This window comes from Funiculus sociatus GB2-C1, assembly GCF_039962115.1.
Classification (GTDB): Bacteria; Cyanobacteriota; Cyanobacteriia; order Cyanobacteriales; family FACHB-T130; genus Funiculus; species Funiculus sociatus.
The window spans coordinates 1-16,328 of record NZ_JAMPKJ010000044.1; the positions used below are offsets into that span (position 1 = coordinate 1).

15 protein-coding genes are annotated in these 16,328 nt (G+C 45.6%); 9 read left to right on the forward strand and 6 right to left on the reverse strand.

Features of this window, described 5'->3' with window-relative positions:
- Positions 1 to 218: 218 nt before the first annotated feature.
- Positions 219 to 398, reverse strand: coding sequence for a hypothetical protein (locus NDI42_RS29075; RefSeq protein ID WP_190456236.1), 180 nt, complete (start codon positions 396 to 398; stop codon positions 219 to 221).
- A 128-nt stretch (positions 399 to 526) separates the two neighbouring features.
- Between NDI42_RS29075 and NDI42_RS19030 the strand changes: the two genes are divergently transcribed.
- The 4 genes from NDI42_RS19030 (at position 527) to cobA (ending at position 4,860) form a co-directional block, all read left to right on the forward strand.
- Positions 527 to 1,843 carry a beta-galactosidase gene (locus tag NDI42_RS19030; RefSeq protein WP_190456237.1) on the forward strand — a complete coding sequence of 439 codons (1,317 nt, stop codon included), beginning with the start codon at positions 527 to 529 and terminating at the stop codon, positions 1,841 to 1,843.
- A 508-nt stretch (positions 1,844 to 2,351) separates the two neighbouring features.
- Complete coding sequence (locus NDI42_RS19035) at positions 2,352 to 3,035, forward strand: manganese catalase family protein (protein ID WP_190456239.1); 684 nt, start codon at positions 2,352 to 2,354, stop codon at positions 3,033 to 3,035.
- 242 nt (positions 3,036 to 3,277) lie between these two features.
- A complete protein-coding gene (locus tag NDI42_RS19040) occupies positions 3,278 to 4,057 on the forward strand; it encodes a sirohydrochlorin chelatase (RefSeq protein ID WP_190456240.1) in 780 nt (259 codons plus the stop codon).
- On the forward strand, positions 4,054 to 4,860 hold the full coding sequence (cobA, locus tag NDI42_RS19045; protein ID WP_190456242.1) for a uroporphyrinogen-III C-methyltransferase: 807 nt from the start codon (positions 4,054 to 4,056) through the stop codon (positions 4,858 to 4,860). Before NDI42_RS19040 ends, cobA begins: the two co-directional genes overlap by 4 nt.
- Before the next feature lie 184 nt (positions 4,861 to 5,044).
- On the opposite strand, the gene NDI42_RS19050 is transcribed toward cobA, so the two are convergent.
- Positions 5,045 to 5,824, reverse strand: coding sequence for a photosystem II electron transport protein, Sll1252 family (locus NDI42_RS19050; protein WP_190456244.1), 780 nt, complete (start codon positions 5,822 to 5,824; stop codon positions 5,045 to 5,047).
- A gap of 66 nt (positions 5,825 to 5,890) precedes the next feature.
- On the opposite strand from NDI42_RS19050, the gene NDI42_RS19055 reads away from it, so the two are divergent.
- On the forward strand, positions 5,891 to 6,040 hold the full coding sequence (locus tag NDI42_RS19055; RefSeq protein WP_190456246.1) for a hypothetical protein: 150 nt from the start codon (positions 5,891 to 5,893) through the stop codon (positions 6,038 to 6,040).
- Between the two features lie 31 nt (positions 6,041 to 6,071).
- Here NDI42_RS19055 and NDI42_RS19060 read toward each other — a convergent pair whose 3' ends face one another.
- Positions 6,072 to 6,389: a hypothetical protein gene (locus NDI42_RS19060; RefSeq protein WP_190456248.1), complete on the reverse strand. Its 318-nt coding sequence runs from the start codon at positions 6,387 to 6,389 to the stop codon at positions 6,072 to 6,074.
- Positions 6,390 to 6,476: 87 nt separating this feature from the next.
- Complete coding sequence (locus NDI42_RS19065; RefSeq protein ID WP_190424452.1) at positions 6,477 to 6,992, reverse strand: hypothetical protein; 516 nt, start codon at positions 6,990 to 6,992, stop codon at positions 6,477 to 6,479.
- 376 nt (positions 6,993 to 7,368) lie between these two features.
- Between NDI42_RS19065 and serA the strand changes: the two genes are divergently transcribed.
- The 4 genes from serA (at position 7,369) to NDI42_RS19085 (ending at position 11,466) form a co-directional block, all read left to right on the forward strand.
- A complete protein-coding gene (serA, locus tag NDI42_RS19070; RefSeq protein ID WP_190456251.1) occupies positions 7,369 to 8,949 on the forward strand; it encodes a phosphoglycerate dehydrogenase in 1,581 nt (526 codons plus the stop codon).
- 159 nt (positions 8,950 to 9,108) lie between these two features.
- Positions 9,109 to 9,999: a 50S ribosomal protein L11 methyltransferase gene (gene prmA, locus NDI42_RS19075; protein ID WP_190456252.1), complete on the forward strand. Its 891-nt coding sequence runs from the start codon at positions 9,109 to 9,111 to the stop codon at positions 9,997 to 9,999.
- Between the two features lie 75 nt (positions 10,000 to 10,074).
- Complete coding sequence (locus NDI42_RS19080; RefSeq protein WP_190456255.1) at positions 10,075 to 11,205, forward strand: hypothetical protein; 1,131 nt, start codon at positions 10,075 to 10,077, stop codon at positions 11,203 to 11,205.
- Positions 11,206 to 11,280: 75 nt separating this feature from the next.
- Positions 11,281 to 11,466: a PCP reductase family protein gene (locus tag NDI42_RS19085; RefSeq protein ID WP_190424522.1), complete on the forward strand. Its 186-nt coding sequence runs from the start codon at positions 11,281 to 11,283 to the stop codon at positions 11,464 to 11,466.
- Between the two features lie 362 nt (positions 11,467 to 11,828).
- Here the strand turns inward: NDI42_RS19085 and NDI42_RS19090 are convergent, their stop codons facing one another.
- Both NDI42_RS19090 and NDI42_RS19095 read right to left on the reverse strand, forming a co-directional pair.
- Positions 11,829 to 12,653 carry an SWIM zinc finger family protein gene (locus NDI42_RS19090; protein WP_190456257.1) on the reverse strand — a complete coding sequence of 275 codons (825 nt, stop codon included), beginning with the start codon at positions 12,651 to 12,653 and terminating at the stop codon, positions 11,829 to 11,831.
- A gap of 279 nt (positions 12,654 to 12,932) precedes the next feature.
- Positions 12,933 to 16,256 (reverse strand): DEAD/DEAH box helicase, encoded by a 3,324-nt coding sequence (locus tag NDI42_RS19095; RefSeq protein WP_190456258.1) that lies wholly within the window; start codon positions 16,254 to 16,256, stop codon positions 12,933 to 12,935.
- Between the last annotated feature and the right edge of the window lie 72 nt (positions 16,257 to 16,328).

The following is a 16,328-nucleotide window of genomic DNA, read 5'->3' on the forward strand; positions in this document are numbered from 1 at the left end:
TCTGTCCATCATCAAAAGCTATGGCTCGATAAATGAGGAAAAACAAAAACTTATATTATTGTCGGCTTGAATCACTAATCAAGCCTTCTCTGGGTCTTCCATTATTTATTCAGCAAGCCCTAGTTAGAAAAACCTAATTTAAAACTATGCTTCTTGATGCAAGTTTAGACTGTATACTCTGAGATAAGCTGGCATCCGTAGCGGTGGTGCCAGTGGGGTTAACGCGCTTTCGTCCAGCAGAAGATGAACTGATACCAGTAACGCCCGAAAAAGCCGCTGAAGTTAAAGGGAAAAGATTTAGGCGATCGCGACGATATGACTGTTGAAGAACTTGCCCAAGACTTGGGTACACCAATCTTACCCGTCAACGGCATAGAAGAACTAATCCAGGCTTGCATTCACCCTTGATAAGAAGTTCTCCTTCCCAGGTTGATCCTCGCCTATTTTTTTAAGGGCAGGCTCAGCCTCCTATTCTGGGGTTCTCAGTCTGAGACTAGAAACGAGAATAAGTAAGAATACAAAACTAATGATTTCTATTAAAATTTCTAAGTTTTTCTTCTTAGGAATAACCGTTTTAACACTGCCAGTAATTGGTTGCACCACATTATTTTCGCTGAAAAAATCTCCGGCTCTAGTAGTAAATACAATAGCAACCGTTTCCTCTACACCTATCCCGAAAACGCTATTTGGGATGCACATTCAAGAACCTACTAAAACTCCTTGGCCTGCTGTTAATCTGGGAGCTTTGCGGGTTTTTGTGCCGTGGTTCTTCATCCAGCCAAACAAAGGTGAGTGGAAATTCGAGATATTAGATAAATATGTTGATTTAGCCGAACAACAGGGAGTTGAAGTTCTTTATGTATTTAACGATACTCCTAAATGGGCAGCAGCACGACCCAATGAAGTAGGAGAATGGGGAAAAGATTTCCCCGGAGTTGCTTCAGAACCTAAAGATATGGACGATTGGCGCAACTTTGTAAGAACTGTTGCTACTCGCTACAAAGGTCGCATTCGAGCTTATCAAATCTGGAACGAAACTAATAATAAAAATGATTACAGTGGCTCAATTGAAAAGATGGTAGAAATGGCGCAGGAGGCTTACAAAGTTCTCAAAGAAGTTGATACTAATATTATTGTCGTATCTCCGGGCGCGATCGCAGGTTTGGATTTGCCAGGAAATGAAAGCTGGATTTCCCTTGGGGGAGTCGATTGGCTGGATCAATACTTTGCCAAAGGCGCGGCTGCTTACACCGACGTAGTAGGGCCGCACTTGTATTCTATCAAGGAAAAAACCCCAGAAGAACGAGTGCAAACTATTCGGAGAATGCAACAAGTAATGGCAAAGAATAAACTCAGTAATAAGCCTTTGTGGGACACAGAAAATGCCTATGCTAAATTTCCTAACGAACAGCCATTTACCGATGAAGAAGCAAGAGGTTTTATAGCACGTACTTATATTATTTATTGGGCATCAGGGATTAGTCGTTTCTACTGGTACGCCTGGGATGTAAACACGCAAATTCATCCAAATTGGTTAAAGATGGTGCAGGCGGACAATAAAACTCTGACACCAGCCAGCATTGCCTATGGTGAAGTGCAGAAATGGCTGATAGGTGCGACGATGAAATCTTGTCAACCTGATAGTAATAAAATCTGGATTTGTCAGGTTACGCGAGATAATAATTATACAGGCTGGATTGTGTGGAACCCAGAAGGGAAATTGCCTTTTAAAGTGCCTTCTAATTGGAATGTTAAGCAAGTTCGAGATTTAGCTGGGGGTAAATCTACTTTGCCAGCATCAGGTAGTGTGGAAATCGGGCGATCGCCTATATTATTAGATTAGTTAACCTGTGGTGCAATATATCCACGAGCATTGGGTGTTAAACAGGATATAGCGTTTTTCAGTTGGGTGGAATATATCGCGGTTTTAACATTGCCGCCAGCTTGGTAGGGACATGGCATTGCCATGTCCCTACAGATGTATCGCACCAAATTCCTCTTTCCCAGTCTCTGGCTGGGAATACCTACCATGAGGCTCTGCCTGAAATTATTTGATACTTTATCAGAGGCTCTGCCTCTATATCTCAGCGTTCCCAGTCATAGGGAAACGAGGATAAATTAGCTTGCTAAGTTTATATTATATTAGCTATTTCATCCTCATTCTTTAGTTAGAGAAAGCTTATTTTAAACTCTGTCTGTTGATGCAGGTTTAGATTGTATACCCTGATATAAGCTGGTGACAGTGCCAAAAATATTGAAAAAAGTTTAAGCTTTTTCAGTTGGCGATACAACGCTTTTACGAAAATCAGGTTTTACAGCTTACATCTAAAATTGAGAGGAGTAATTAATTCATGTTTTTCCACAAAAAAGAAACCATTCATACTGTCGATATTAAAGAGCCTAACCCGCGTTTTGCTCAACTAATGTTAGAGCAGTTTGGGGGAGCAACCGGCGAACTTACAGCCGCTTTACAGTATTGGGTACAGTCGTTTCACTGCGACAATCCCGGTATTAAGGATATGTTGCAAGATATCGCTATAGAGGAGTTTGGACACCTGGAAATGGTGGGTAAACTCATCGAACAGCATACAAAAAATACTGACCAAACAGAAGCTTATAAGAGTACCCTGTTTGCTATCCGTGGGATGGGGCCACACTTCTTAGACAGCCAGGGTAATAGTTGGACTGCTAGCTATATTAATGAAGGTGGGGATGTTGTGCGTGATTTGCGGGCAAACATCGCTGCTGAAGCTGGGGCGCGTCAAACTTATGAGGAGTTGATCAAACTGTCAACTGATGAAGGGACGAAGAAGACTCTAGTACATCTGCTCACCCGCGAAATTTCTCATACCAAGATGTTTATGAAGGCGCTGGAGTCGATGGGTAAACTAACTGACCCCTTCTTTGGCAATATCCAGCCTGATGAAACGGTGAATCTTTACTTCAATTTGTCTCAGAATGGTCAGGATGAGCGGGGGCCTTGGAACTCTGCACCTGATTTCCAGTATGTTCCTCAGCCTACGGCTGACAGTTAATCGTACCATCAAGTCGGGACAACTTAGTTAAAAAAATCGAGTCTGTGGGAAGGTTAACCCACAGGCTCGACTTTTCTTAATAAAAAATTAATAATGTAGGTAAGGCGATCGCCTGTAGCAATGTAGAAATTCGGTTTTATATTAAAATCGCACTTGAATTAGAAACAGTTTATACAAAAACTTCTGCGGGAAAACGATATTAATTGGATAGTACGCAATTTAGGAAGAGTTTGAGCGGGGTTTTGCCAAATACATCTGCCTATTTACTGGTATCCCACGGAAGCCGTGACCCTCGTTCCCAAGCAGCTGTAGAGGAATTAGCAACTCTTGTGGCACAGAAGGTAAGCCTTGAGAGCGAATGGATGCAGAAAAAAAGCGATCGCTCATCCTTGGCTGCGCCGCCAGTGGCATTGTCACCCCTGGTAGGTACAGCAGTTTTGGAACTAGGGGATCAGCCTTTGCATGAACAAATTCGGCAATTTAGCGATCGCGCTCATGCCAGTGGCTTGAAACATCTTCAGGTGTTGCCCCTATTTCTGTTGCCGGGAGTTCATGTGATGGAGGATATCCCAGAGCAAGTAGCGATCGCATCCATTGCTCTTGAGAGCAAGTTGACAATAGAGATCCGACCTCATCTAGGCATTCACCCTGGCTTAAGTCGTCTCTTGGCAACTAGCTTGGCTTCAGTAAACGCGGATGCGAGTATTCTCTTATCTCACGGTAGCCGCCGTGTTGGTGGAAATCAGCCAGTGGAGGCAATAGCCGCAACTCTAGGGGCAGTGCCTGCTTACTGGTCGGTGTCACCCAGTTTGGAGGAGCGTCTAGAAGATTTAGTCAGCGCTAAGTATTCTCACATAGGGATTCTGCCTTATTTTTTATTTACCGGGGGAATTACGGATGCGATCTTAACAAAAGTTAAGCTACTGTCTAAGCAATTTCCCACGAGCAAGCTTCATCTGGCTGAACCTATAGGGGCTAGTGCTGAGTTAGCCGATTTGATTTGGGACTTAAGAAGTAAATGAACAGCACAGTCATAGAGAACACGCAGGTAAACAGGAGTAAGTGCTTGGGTAAGGTATATCTAGTAGGTGCAGGGCCAGGAGATCCCGGCTTAATGACGCTAAAAGGGAAAGGACTGTTAGAGTGTGCTGATGTCGTAGTTTACGACGCTCTAGTGAGTCCGCAAATTTTGGCGATGATTAACCCCCACGCCGAGAAAATTGACGCGGGTAAGCGGATGGGGCGTCACTCCCTGTTGCAGGAAGAAACCACGCAACTGTTGATAGAAAAAGCACAGACTCAAGCCATAGTGGTACGACTCAAAGGCGGCGATCCGTTTGTGTTTGGTCGCGGCGGCGAAGAGATGGAAGACTTGGTACGTGCTGGAGTGCCGGCGGAAGTAGTACCAGGAGTGACTTCGGGAATTGCCGCACCAGCCTATGCAGGGATTCCCCTAACTCATCGTGCTTACAGTTCCTCGGTAACATTTGTCACAGGACACGAGTCTGTGGGGAAGTATCGTCCTACTGTGAACTGGTCTAGCATCGCCCACAGTTCCGAAACCATCGTTGTCTACATGGGCATTCACAATCTGCCCTACATTGTGGAACAATTGCACTTTGCAGGATTGAGTTTAGATACTCCCATCGCCTTGATTCGCTGGGGAACTCGACCCGAACAGGAAGAATTAATCGGCACCTTAGCAACGATTGTGGCGCAGGTAGAGGCGGCTGGTTTTGGCGCACCCGCGATCGCTATTATTGGCAACGTGGTGAATATGCACAGTACCCTGTCCGGTTGTCGCCCTCGTGTAATTAGTTGCTAATTGTCCCTAAATGCCCCATCAAGTCGGGGTTACACAAAAAAAGCCTGCGTAGACAGGCTTTTTTTGTCTCGCCTTGCGCGGACAAAAGTTTGTGCAGTTGCGACTATCCTTTGAGAAGGCTAAGCGCCTACAGTCGTCGTTAGGTAATTAGCGCCGCGTTTTTTCTCTTAGGATAAGCATAATTTTAAAGAAATCGTGTTAGTTGGATGCGGTAACGTTCTTTTTTAGTAACAGCAATTTCCCCAACTTCCAGCCTTCCTTTACCGCGAATAGCGATTAAGTCTCCAGATTTAACTTGAGAACTTGCTTGAGTGATTTCTTTCCAATTTACTCTGACATCGCCAGCATCGATGAAATCAACCATTTTGCTGCGAGACATTCCAAATCCAGCAGATGCGATCGCATCTAATCGCAGAGAAGCCTCAACAGTCGTCAACTCTTTTTTCTTCGGTTCGCGAATTTTTAATTCACTAAGCTCAATTCGGCGAGTTTTCACAGGAGTTGAGCGTACTTGATTGAGCTGCATTTCCAGAAACTCTACCATTTCTGGAACCACAATTGCCTGCGCTCCAGACTCTCCCAGTACAATAATATCGCCAGTTTTTTCCCGCACAATTCCACACCCCAGCATAGAGCCGAGAAAGTCGCGATGAGTGGCTTGGTCGAAGAGAAAATTTCCAGCAATATCCAAAGCCGCAACCGGGACTTGAGACACTTCCAGAGGAATTTCTGAACGCGCGATCGAGATCCTTTGCCGTTCAGCTTGCGGATAACCTCCCGAAGCAACAAGTTGTACTTCAGTTAAACGATTGAAAGCCTGTTGAATTTCAACAATTTCTGGAGGAGAAAGAAAATCAGTTACGACCACTTCCCAAGTTTTAATTGCTTGATCCGCCAGATCAATGACACGAGCTACAGTATCTCTATTTTCTACTCCTTTGAGGAGTTCTTCTCTTGGCAACATTCTAAATAGTTTTGAGTTTTGTTTTACACGCGGTTTGTCGCGTCTTGAGTTTTAAATGAATCTACAATGACTTTCTTGATTGTATCGTTGCGATCGCTCAAGGCGTATGCTTACCCAGACACAGATCGCCTACCCAAACGATTTGATATTGACTTCCAAGTCCAGCCATCATTCTGCACTAAGGCCAGAAGCAAACGCCTTCGCCTATCTATTTAGGCTGGTGACTTCTTCCTCAAAGACTTCATCGCTAACAAGGGGAATATTGTTGCTTGCTATCGGCAAAGATGAGGGAGCGATCGCTGGCGCTAAAAATTAATACCCACGCAGCCCAAGTAAGAAAAATCCATACCAGAGTAGAAATAATAATAGTGCTGTAGCCAGCGATTGCTAGCAGATGATGAGACGAAGCGCAGCGATGGTGACGCAGAATAGTTTTCCACACCCAACTAGACACTCTAGATGTAATTGGCCCGCCTCCACTTCCTACCGCTAGCGTTGTCCAAAGTACATCTATGATGATCCACCAGACGAGCGCAACTCCCAAACCCGCTAGCAATACTCTCATTCCGACCAGCCTCAAGTCACTTGCGCTGAAGCAATTACTTAGACTAGCAATGTTATGTTTGTTACTCCCTCTGTCTAGAGGATTAGCTTACACGCCATCTGGGTCAACGTAGGCTTGAAGATTTTCCGGCTCAAACTGGCGGAGTATCCGAGTAGCTACGCGAGTTGTAGTTTCGGGAGCTTTAACCACAACCAGGTACTTACCAGCATTCAGGCGGTTGCGGTAAGGCAAAGCATCGCCACTCCCAACTACCAAACCAACACCGCCGCCGACAAAAATACTACCCAAAGCACCGGAGGCTGCGCCCAGAATACCACCAATGACATGATTACCAAATGCTCCTGCCCAGTGAAAAATTTCTATCCCAGTACTCAAGTTGAAGACAAACCCGGCGATAAATCCAAAGGGTATGAGCCAATAAGCCATCAGCGTTGATTGCTTTTTAGCCTGCTCGTTAGGATCGATCAAGCCAAATTCATCAGCACTTTTGTATCCTCTACCCAGGATAGTCACCTTATCCATAGGTAAGCCTTCTTTTTCTAGAGCGGAATAAGCTGCTTCTGCTTGGATGCGGTCTTGTAGTACGGCGACGAGATAATTCATAGTGATATCGTTAGATGATGCAAAAGATAGCCTTAATTAACAGCCTATCAGTGTCGCTACAGCAAATCCTCTACCCGGATTGGGATGTGAAGCGCAAACGTACTATACAGATTTTGTAGGGTAGGGAGCAGCCCAAACAGACAAAGTTAAAAACTTTCAGGTAACAAGCCGTGTAAGAACACCTGATACAGTTAAAATGACCAACTGATGCGATCGCGCCACTGGTGGAAGTCATCAGATGCGATCGCTCTTGAGTCAACTGCCATCAATTAGCTGACTTTCAATCCTTGCTCCCTGTACACAATATCGCTCTTGGCTTTTCAAAAGTTTTGCGTACAGGAACTGATGATTTTTTACCTAGACCTACCTGCCAATCATGTCCAAGGTTCTTGTTTCTGACCCAATAGACCAAGTTGGAATCGACATCCTCTCCCAAGTTGCCCAAGTTGACGTAAAAACAGGTCTTTCACCCGAAGAACTGGTGCGGATCATGCCAGAGTATGACGCTCTAATGATTCGTTCTGGAACCCGCGTCACCAAGGAAATTATCGAAGCTGGCAAACAGCTAAAAATCATCGGTCGCGCTGGGGTTGGTGTCGATAATGTCGATGTCCCAGCTGCCACCCGTCAGGGGATTGTAGTCGTCAATTCCCCAGAAGGAAATACAATTGCCGCAGCAGAACACGCCCTAGCAATGATGCTCTCCCTCTCCCGCCATATTCCCGACGCAAATGCGTCTGTTAAAAGTGGTCAGTGGGATCGCAAAAGTTTTATCGGGACGGAAGTTTACAAGAAAACTCTCGGCGTTGTCGGTTTAGGCAAAATCGGCTCTCATGTCGCCACCGTCGCCAAAGCAATGGGGATGAAAATACTCGCTTACGATCCGTTCATCTCTGTGGAACGGGCAGAAGAACTAGACGCTCGTCTAGTAGAGTTGGATTTGCTGTTTCAGGAAGCAGACTACATCACCCTGCACATCCCGAAAACTCCAGAAACCACTCACTTGATTAACGCCGAAGCCTTAGCCAAGATGAAACCCACCACCCGGATTATCAATTGCTCCCGTGGTGGCATCATTGATGAAGTGGCTTTGGCAGAGGTTCTCAAAGAAGGCAAAATTGCTGGTGCTGCCTTAGACGTTTTCGAGACAGAACCGTTAGGCGAGTCGTCCTTAAAATCCTTGGGCAAAAATCTCGTCCTCACCCCCCACCTGGGAGCCTCCACAGCTGAGGCGCAGGTGAATGTCGCCATAGATGTTGCTGAGCAAATTCGAGATGTTTTGCTGGGGCTTCCAGCCCGTTCAGCGGTGAATATTCCCGGCTTGCGTCCCGACGTTCTGGAAAAACTCAGACCTTATCTGCAATTGGCGGAAACTCTGGGCAATATGGTGGGACAATTGGCTGGAGGACGGATTGACTCGTTGAATATCCGTCTGCAAGGAGAGTTGGCAACTAATCAAAGTCAGCCTTTGATAGTGGCAGCACTTAAAGGACTGCTTTCGCAGGCACTGCGAGAGCGGGTAAACTATGTGAATGCCAGCATTGAGGCCAAGGAACGAGGAATTCGCGTGATTGAAACGCGGGACGCCTCGATTCGAGACTATTCTGGTTCGCTGCATCTGGAGGCGCAAGGAACGCTTGGGGAGCATTCAGTGACGGGCGCTTTATTGGGAGATGGGGAAATTCACATCACCAGTATTGATGAGTTTCCGATCAACGTCCCCCCCAGCCCTCATATGCTGTTTACTCTGCACCGGGATATGCCAGGGATTATTGGAAATATCGGTTCCCTGTTGGGCAGTTTTAATGTCAATATTGCCAGTATGCAGGTGGGACGCAAAATTGTCCGGGGCGATGCGGTGATGGTGCTAAGCCTGGACGATCCCTTACCGGAGGGAATATTGAGCGAGATTACCAAAATTCCCGGCATTCGGGATGCTTATACGGTGACTCTTTAAACGATGCAAGGATTTTGGATGCAAGGATTTTGGATTAAAGGTTTACTCGTTAATCCTCAGGTTGTGTGGTTCTAACCCGTTACCTAAAATCTAAAATCTAAAATCATCGGAGGCGGAGAAACTCCTTCGCCCCCGCAAAATCTAAAATCCAAAATAGATATGGCGAACACCTGGTGGGAAATTCAAGTTTTGGGCGACCCAGCTTTGGAAGATTTAATCTTCTGGAGGCTGGACAAATTTGGCTGTCGTGGTACTTCCAGTGAGGTAAAAGGACATTCCAGCTTGGTGTGCGCTTACTTATCTCCCCTTGATGCAAATCTGCTGGATTTGGCGGCGCTGTCTCTGTGGTTGCGTCAGGATGCATTGATGGTGGGATTGGCAATGCCGATGACCCATTGGCATTTGATTGATGAGGAGGATTGGTCGAGTAGCTGGAAGCAATATTGGCAACCGCAAGAAGTAGGCGATCGCTTACTTGTCTACCCGGCTTGGCTCCCTCCTCCAGAACAGTCAGAACGCCATACCCTGCGCCTCGATCCCGGTGCAGCTTTTGGCACAGGCACTCATCAGACAACTCAGCTGTGTCTAGAGTCGTTGGAAATGCGCTTGGGTGGCGACCAAGAAGGGGTTACAGTGGCTGATATTGGCTGCGGATCGGGGATTCTCTCGATTGCCTCTGTGTTGTTAGGTGCCGAAAAAGTTTATTCCATAGATATCGATCCGATGGCGGTGCGAGCCACGCGCAGTAATCGGGAACTTAACAAGATTAGCCCCCAGCGTCTGATTGTAGAGCAGGGTAGTATCGACCGCTTAATAAAAATGAGCGATGAGCCTGTCGATGGCATTCTCTGCAATATTTTGGCAGAGGTGATTATTGACTTGATCCCGCAAATGACTGCGATCGCTAAACCTTCTAGTTGGGGAATTATTAGCGGTGTTTTGCTAGAGCAAGCCAAACCAATTGCGGATACTTTAGAACAACACGATTGGATTGTTGCCACTCTCTGGCGACGGCAAGAATGGTGCTGCTTTAATATCAGGCGTTCTTGAATTGTGCCTGTAGCAGCCCCAGTGATTCTCAAGTTGATTTCGGGAACACTAACATCAGTTGCTTGGTGTTAGTCTATGTCCCGTCTCAACAATCGCGCTTTTGAAATCCTGCGTGCTGAAATTACCAAATGTGCCGGGAATGACCCATTGAGTAAAATAGAGCAAAGCCTTGTAGTTAGGGAGTTACAATTACTGCAAAAGCAACAAGGCTCCCCTGCATCTTTAGAAGAACTACAACAAATAGTCGTCACCACTTATCCAAACTTCAGAGAGAAGGCGCTGAAGCAATCCGCAAAAGCTAATCGCTCGATAGGTATTTTAGATGTAATTAAACTAGCTGCTATACTGGTAGTCTTGCTAGTCTTAGGATCGGGATCGCTTGTCTTAGCCATCCTGCTGTATCCTACAAACGATCAGCCAGTAGCGCAGAATGCTCTCCTGAGCAATGAAGAAAATTATGAATTAGCGATCGCACTCTTAGAACAAGCAGAAGAATTAATTAACCAAGCCAGTACAGCAGCAGATTTGGCATTGGGTGAAGAAAAACTAAACGCAGCAAAAAAACATATTGATGAACTGCCAGTTTCGCATACAATATCTTCGCCGCAATACTCTTACAGGCGCAAAAAGGGTAGGCGCTATGTTAGCGGTTACAATACGCAGACAATAGAGGACGAGCAAACTGCCTCGATTCGCTCTAGATTTGAGCAGGTAAAAAACCAACTTTCTGAACAAAAACAGGTTCAGGGACGCACCAAAACTTTAATTAAAGGTGCCAAACAATTTGCCTTTGCAGCTGCTAAACTTGGACAAAATGCACCTCATACAGCAGATAAATGGCAGCAAATTGAAACTTTGTGGTACAAAGCAATTGAGCAGCTGCAAAACATTCGCGTAGATGACGTTGACTACGTGGAAGCGCAAAAATTACTAGCAACGTACCAAACCAACTTAGGCACTGTGCAAACTCGACTGAAAGCAGAACGCGAGTCACAAGAAGCTTTTAAATATGCTCAAGAGCAAATCCAAGCTTTGCTGGCTTCTATCCCTAAGGATGGTTCACAGGTGAATCGCAACCAGATAATTAGCCAGATGCAAGAAATTATCAATCAGCTGCAAACGGTTAAATCTGGGACAACCACCTATTCAGAAGCCCAAAACCTGCTGCAATCAGCACAGAAGAAACTCGCTGCTGCTCGAAAATAGCAATGAGCGGCGCGATCGCACACTCAGATAAAATGTAATTAATATTCCTTGCTGACAGCAGAAGGCTGGCGTACCATGCGTGATCCTGATTTTACAGATGCTTTACAATGGACACCTGATGCCAAAACAAAGCTGAAAAATATTCCCTTTTTTGTCCGCACTCAGGCGAGACAACGGATTGAGCAGCTAGCTCGTGCTGCTGGTTCGGATATTGTCACGGTTGAGTTTGTTGAGCAAGCAAGGGTCGAATTTGGACAGTAATAAAGTAATTCAGCTTGTCTATAGCAATCCTATTTGAGTTGTGACTACCTTTTAAATCAACCGCCCAGGCGCGGCCGGCAGAGGAAAGGGAGAAGTTCATAAATGATTTAGGACTGCTATATAGGGTTTCTCAGTTGGGTGGAATATATGGAGGTTCTGACGTTCGAGCCACCTTGGTAAGGACATGGCAATGCCATGTCCTTACAGATGTGTAACACCCAATCAAGAATTGCTATAGTAGCATGGCACTAAGTGGATATACGAAATAAATTACACATCAAATCCTATTGAAAGCCTGATGTAGCAAGGCAAGTTTGTGTAATTAATTCTGCACAGTTACTTATAGAGTAATGACTACCTAATCAACCTTCCTCTAAATTCATTGCCGATAAAATAGCCTGCTGACTCACTGTTTTGTAAACTGTATCTAAATATTGCATTACTGGCTGACTAGAAGCTGAATTGGAACCTGATGATAAAGGAATAGGGCCTAAAACATCTAATATTGTGTCGTTGCTTGGTGGTGCAATTACAACTAAGGAAGACTCTAGAGGCTCGTTGTATTGCCAAAATTGCTCAATTTTAAGCGGGGTTACTGTTCGAGTTAGCGGCGATGTTTCCGCAGTAATTTCTGTTTCAGAAGTTTCATCAGCCCCACGTCGCAATTGACGTAATGTGTCGAGTATTTGTTCTTTGGTACGTCCGCGCAACTGGAAGATTACAAAGGGGTCTTCGCTGAAGCGATCACCTAACAAATAATATACTGCTCCAATATGTTTGCAAGGATTAGCCGGATCGGGGCAAGAACATTTACTGTGGATATCAAACTTGGTCAACGGAAACAAGCTTATACCATTTGCAGTAAACACTTCTTCAATATTTTGTGGCATTTCTCCAGCCAACAAACGAGCTGAAAAAATTGCCCGCTGTGACATAGTTTCAATCACATACTCCCATTGCTCGTCGCTAAAAGCATCCAGCGATAAAACAACTTTATATGGTTCAGGCGCAGTTCCTTGCACTCTAGAAACCACCTTGTGACCGCGAAATTCTAGGCTTAAAACTTTGCCTTCTCGTGCATATATTCGCGCCCGTTCCAAGCGACGCCGCCAGCCAAAAGACTCTAGTAAATCTAGCCACCGTTGCGCCCACCATTCTCGACTTTGTTGAATATCGTAATTTGTCATTTTGTTTTACTCCTGTTGTTCTCTCATTTCCTCAGCCTGGGAACGAGAATTGAAGGCTGTAAAGGCGGATGAGAGTTTGTGCGGTTGCGAGTTTAGAGGATGTCTGGAAAGTCATAATCAAGACGCTTAGACGGTAAGATCCCCCTAAATCCCCCTTAAAAAGGGGGACTAAGACTTGATTCTCCCCCTTCTCTCTAGCGCAGCGGCGCGTTAGCGCGGGGACTGGGGGATCTAGCTAACTTTTGACGGTTCTGGGACATCCTCTTAGCCGTTCAGCATTTATTCATCATCAATTACTGCACTGCGGTCAAGTAACAGTAAGTTGCGGAGTTGGTCGGTATCTAGTTCTGTTAGCCACTGTTCGCCAGCACCAACAACTTGTTCCGCCAGCGCTTTCTTACTTTCAATCATGTCATTGATTCTTTCTTCCAGAGTACCTGTGCAAATAAATTTATGCACTTGAACATTACGAGTTTGACCGATACGAAATACCCGATCTGTTGCTTGATTTTCTACTGCTGGGTTCCACCAACGGTCAAAGTGGAAAACATGGTTAGCGCGTGTCAAGTTAAGACCTGTACCACCAGCTTTTAGAGATAGAATAAATATTCTGGGGCCTTCCGGGTCGTTCTGGAATCTGTCTATCATTTCCTCCCGTTGTTGTTTGCGGGTTCCACCATACAAAAACAATGTTTCCCAGCCAAGTTGTTGTTCTAAATAAGGCTGAAGGAGTTTTCCCATTTCGGCGAATTGAGTGAAAATCAAAGCGCGATCGCCTTCTGCTAAAGCCTCTTCTAGCATCTCTTCTAGCCGCTGAACTTTACCAGAACGACTGCGAAAAGATAAATCTTTAGTTTCGCCTGCTGATTTTAAGAATTGTGCAGGATGGTTGCAAATTTGCTTCAGTTTTAGCAATAAAGCTAAAATCATTCCCTTGCGTTGAACACCCTCGGTTTCTTCGATTTCAGCAAGAGACTCATCTACCAGTTGTTGATAAAGTGCAGCTTGTTCTGATGCAAGTCCGCAGAATACATTCATTTCCTGCTTTTCTGGCAAGTCTTGAATGATTTTGCGGTCGGTTTTAAGACGACGGAGGATGAAAGGACTAACAAGCGATCGCAATGTCTGCAACGATGCTGTATCCCCATATTTCTCAATCGGTAAAGCAAACCGCCGCTGGAAGAAATCCCGCGTTCCCAAATACCCAGGATTGAGAAAATCCAAAATTGACCACAGTTCAGCTAATCGATTCTCTACTGGAGTTCCTGTCAGCGCAAACCGAAAACCTGCTTTTAGCTGACGTACCGCTTGCGATTGTTTCGCCTGGGGATTCTTAATATTTTGGGCTTCATCCAATACCACCCCTTGCCAAGAAACACTTTGCAGGTCTTTAGCATCTCGAAATGCGAGAGAATAACTGGTAATTACCAAACTTTTCCCTTTGATTGCTTTGGTAAATGTTTTCCCTTTGGCGCGTTTATCTCCGTGGTGGACTACAACATTCAAAGTCGGGGCAAATTTCTTAACTTCTCGCTCCCAGTTACCCAACACCGAAGTCGGGCAAATTAGCAAAGTTGGTGCTTCTAATCTCCCTTTTTCTTGCAAATTTAGCAAAAATGCGATGTATTGAACCGTTTTTCCTAGCCCCATGTCATCCGCCAGACAAGCGCCCAAGCCCCAGCGCTCCATGAAGGAAAGCCAGCCCACTCCGAGGGCTTGGTAAGGGCGCAACTGACCTTGGAAGTTGGCGGGAGGCGCGATCGCTTCCACTTTCTTGTTATCTGTTAAAGTCGTCAACAACTGTTCCAGAGGCCCTGATGCCTCAAAGCTAACTACCGGAAGTTTTTCAACAAGTTTGGTATCGCCACTGCTGAGGCGCACAGCGTCCTCTAAAGAGAGAGAAAGTTGATCTTTCGGTGTCGCCAACAGCGCCGCCGCTGCTTTAACTTCTGAAGGTTGCAGTGCAATCCAATCGCCATTCACTTGTACAAGTGGACTTTTGAGGGCTACGAGTCGGTCAAATTCCTGTTTAGAAATTGTGCGATCGCCTATAGCTAATTCCCACTCAAAATCTAGCCAACTTTGTAACCCTGATTGACCTTTTCCCGGTGTCGCACTGGAGCGAATTTTTAGCCCCAAGCGCCGATTTTCTCCCTCAACAGGTGTCAGACTGGGCGGCAAAATTACCCCCAACCCGCTGTCAGCTAGCCGCCATGCGCCAGCCTTGATAAACTCATACACCTGAATTGGTGTCAAGCGACAAAACTGCGGACGGCGGTCGTGCAAGCTGGCTTCTATGGGAGGATATATTCGGGAAGCCAACCCTAAACCGCCAAGCAAAGTCTCTTGAGGATGCTCAATTGTCCGACCTTTGAACACTCCTCGCTGCAAGGAATGGTTCCAAATGGTTTCTGCATCCACCAGAAATTCTGAGTTATCAACTGCTTGCAGAAAGTAATCCAAAGTCCAGTTTTCCTCACCTGATGTCGGTGGTTGGAGAACCAAACAGGTGCGAAACAGATTCTGCTCTGGCGCTAAAAAAGTGTAAGATTCCCCGTTAGCGATCGCTCTAGAAACTAAATGGTTCTGCACGGGCGCTATCCAATCTTTGAGCGCCGTTTCCAGCTTTCCTAATCCCGTCGGTGCGTTCAGGGTATCAGATGTCGTTGATAGAGCGCCTAACCATTCTCTAACCGCAGGTTCTACTGCACTTAAGTTAGGATTGCCAACACGCAACCTCACAATCGTGTCTATCATACTACTCAAGAATCCCAACAGTAACTCCTGTGGTTCTATCGGCAACTGTACCGATTTTGGATTGGGAATTGGGAATTGGGAATTGGGAATTGGGAAAGAGGTATTCGGGAAAGTTTCCTTGTCCCCAGTCCCCAGTCCCCAGTCCCCAGTCCCCAACCCCCGATACGTGCGACAAGTAGATGGCATCAAAGCGGTAAACTTTTCTAAACGCTCCCGATCTACTGCACTATCCAGCAGGGGTTGCCAACGGGCGACGATGGTATCATTTTTTTGCCGCTCTAGTGCGGGCAAAAACTTGCACCGAGCCAGAAGATCCAAAACCCATCGACCAATATGCGACCAAAAGCGCAATTCTCCCCCCACGAATGTGTCAGATGCTTTCAAAGAGCCAAGGGGAAGCGCTTGCAAAAATTGCATTGCTTGCAAAGGGTTAAGACACAGCCCCTCAACTTGCCAAGGGTGTAAAAATAGAGGCGGCGTGTCCCCATTTTCTGACACCATTTTGGTAGACAATACGGGATAAACTGGTTCGCCTGTCTCCCCTGTTTGGGTGGGGAGAGCTAGTATACAATGCTGCCATTTCTCATCCGCAGTACGATTCTTTTTGCTTTTGGTTGCCGATGTTTGGACAAATTTCTCAATATCAAAATGGGGCGATTCTCCTCCCAAGACACTGCGCGATCGCAAGAAAGATATCAATTCCGCCTGTGTCATCGCCAAAGGATGAAATGGTATCAAATCTGTTTTATAAGACCCATCTGGCGGAATTGGTCGCCAAGTTTCTCCCCAAACAAATAAATAACTATTCTGAGATTGAAGTAGCCAACTACCGTGTAAAACTGCCATGATTTAAAATTTAATTTCTTGATTTCTAACTTAAATCTCTATCCAATTATTTTAGGTAGACTATCTAACAGC

Coding starts and splice junctions, on each gene's coding strand:
- NDI42_RS29075 (WP_190456236.1), bottom strand. CDS start 398: ATGCAAGCCTGGATTAGTTCTTCTATGCCGTTGACGGGTAAGATTGGT.
- cobA (WP_190456242.1), top strand. CDS start 4,054: ATGAACAGCACAGTCATAGAGAACACGCAGGTAAACAGGAGTAAGTGC.
- NDI42_RS19055 (WP_190456246.1), top strand. CDS start 5,891: ATGACTTTCTTGATTGTATCGTTGCGATCGCTCAAGGCGTATGCTTAC.
- NDI42_RS19050 (WP_190456244.1), bottom strand. CDS start 5,824: ATGTTGCCAAGAGAAGAACTCCTCAAAGGAGTAGAAAATAGAGATACT.
- NDI42_RS19065 (WP_190424452.1), bottom strand. CDS start 6,992: ATGAATTATCTCGTCGCCGTACTACAAGACCGCATCCAAGCAGAAGCA.
- NDI42_RS19090 (WP_190456257.1), bottom strand. CDS start 12,653: ATGACAAATTACGATATTCAACAAAGTCGAGAATGGTGGGCGCAACGG.
- prmA (WP_190456252.1), top strand. CDS start 9,109: ATGGCGAACACCTGGTGGGAAATTCAAGTTTTGGGCGACCCAGCTTTG.
- NDI42_RS19030 (WP_190456237.1), top strand. CDS start 527: ATGATTTCTATTAAAATTTCTAAGTTTTTCTTCTTAGGAATAACCGTT.
- serA (WP_190456251.1), top strand. CDS start 7,369: ATGTCCAAGGTTCTTGTTTCTGACCCAATAGACCAAGTTGGAATCGAC.
- NDI42_RS19060 (WP_190456248.1), bottom strand. CDS start 6,389: ATGAGAGTATTGCTAGCGGGTTTGGGAGTTGCGCTCGTCTGGTGGATC.
- NDI42_RS19085 (WP_190424522.1), top strand. CDS start 11,281: ATGCGTGATCCTGATTTTACAGATGCTTTACAATGGACACCTGATGCC.
- NDI42_RS19080 (WP_190456255.1), top strand. CDS start 10,075: ATGTCCCGTCTCAACAATCGCGCTTTTGAAATCCTGCGTGCTGAAATT.
- NDI42_RS19035 (WP_190456239.1), top strand. CDS start 2,352: ATGTTTTTCCACAAAAAAGAAACCATTCATACTGTCGATATTAAAGAG.
- NDI42_RS19095 (WP_190456258.1), bottom strand. CDS start 16,256: ATGGCAGTTTTACACGGTAGTTGGCTACTTCAATCTCAGAATAGTTAT.